The 1,011-nt window shown below is 68.9% G+C and carries 1 protein-coding gene; it reads right to left on the reverse strand.

Going from position 1 to position 1,011, the window contains the following annotated elements:
- Positions 1-247: 247 nt before the first annotated feature.
- Complete coding sequence (locus tag ACDELDRAFT_RS22975; RefSeq protein ID WP_005801622.1) at positions 248-997, reverse strand: 2OG-Fe(II) oxygenase; 750 nt, start codon at positions 995-997, stop codon at positions 248-250.
- Between the last annotated feature and the right edge of the window lie 14 nt (positions 998-1,011).

Raw genomic sequence — 1,011 nt, forward strand, 5'->3', positions numbered from 1 at the left:
CTGTGCGCCTGCAAAGCCGCGCAGCACCATGGCGCCGGGCTCCAGCACCTCGGCAGGCCGGGCGGGCTGGGGTGGATCGTCGAACAGGCTGGGGGTCATGGCATCAGCGCTCCATTGCAGACGGGCCAGCCACTGCCGCTAAGGAAGCGGGCGTTGGTGCGGACATTGTTTCCTGGGGGCCAGCGTTGCCCGGCCAGCGGCGGTGTACCGACGGCCAAGCGCGCAGACCGGAGCGACGGGCGAAGCTTCATGACAGTGCGTCGTGAAAAATGATGCCCAGCGTGTGCCGCTGCCCGCTGTGCAAGCGGCTGACGCCGTGGCGCATCTGCACGCGGTAGGGGCCGCGCGTGCCCTGCACCGGCCGGTGGTGCACGGCAAACACCACCGCGTCGCCGCGGCTCAGCGGCACCACCTCCACCCGCGACTGCATGCGCGGGCGTTGCTCGGTGAGAACGAATTCGCCGCCGGTGAAGTCGCTTGCGGGTTGCGACAACAGAATCGCCACCTGCAGTGGAAATACGTGCTCACCATAGAGGTCCTGGTGCAGGCAGTTGTAGTCGCCCGCCTCGTACTGCAGCAGCAGCGGGGTAGGCCGCACCTGCCCCGCGGCATGGCACCGGGCAATGAAGTCGGCATGCCGGGCGGGATAGCGCACACCAATGCCCATGGCGGCGTTCCACTGGTCGGCTATAGGGGCCAGATGCGGGTACAGCGCTTCGCGCAGCCCGGCCACCACGCCGGGCAACGGGTAGCTGAAGTACTGGTATTCGCCCTGGCCGAAGCCATGGCGCTGCATCACCACGCGACTGCGGAAGGTGGAAGCTTGCGCGCTGCCGTACAGCCGGGACAGCGACGCGCATTCAGACGCGTCGAGCAACGGGCCCAACAGGGCGTTACCACGCTGGTGCAGCGCCTCGGTGGCTGCGCCCCAGTCAAGGGCCGCTGCGCGCTCGGTGCATCCACGGGCGGGCGCAACGGGGGGCGTGGGGGTGATCATGCTGCCTTGCGCCG

Origin of the sequence: Acidovorax delafieldii 2AN, assembly GCF_000175235.1 — a bacterium.
Lineage (GTDB): Bacteria > Pseudomonadota > Gammaproteobacteria > Burkholderiales > Burkholderiaceae_C > Acidovorax > Acidovorax delafieldii_B.

Excerpts from the sequence above, each read along its gene's own strand:
- ACDELDRAFT_RS22975 (WP_005801622.1), bottom strand. The coding sequence starts at position 997 with ATGATCACCCCCACGCCCCCCGTTGCGCCCGCCCGTGGATGCACCGAG.